Below are 279 nucleotides of genomic sequence, written 5' to 3'. Positions count from 1 at the left end.
ACGATAAAGCCGATATTATTTTGGTGGGCGTTTCTCGTTGTGGTAAGACACCCACATCGCTGTATCTGGCGCTACAATTCGGCATCCGCGCCGCCAACTATCCGTTGACCGAAGACGATCTTGACGAAGATGGCCATTTAAAACTTCCCAAAGCACTGGCGCCCCACCGGCAGAAACTGTTTGGCCTCACTATCGATGCACGCAGGCTCTCGGCCATCCGTAATGAACGTCGCCCGAACAGTCGTTACAGCTCGATGGATCAATGCTTACAAGAGGTGG

General features: G+C 52.7%; 1 protein-coding gene. It reads left to right on the top strand.

Features of this window, described 5'->3' with window-relative positions; genetic code table 11:
* Window positions 1-279 (top strand): kinase/pyrophosphorylase (locus SB753_RS36700; protein WP_410805038.1); only part of this gene is annotated, 279 nt, incomplete at both ends.

It is taken from the genome of Paraburkholderia sp. SIMBA_053, assembly GCF_046534895.1.
In the GTDB taxonomy this organism is placed as follows: domain Bacteria; phylum Pseudomonadota; class Gammaproteobacteria; order Burkholderiales; family Burkholderiaceae; genus Paraburkholderia; species Paraburkholderia caledonica.
This window is presented reverse-complemented; position numbering and strand designations above follow the sequence as displayed.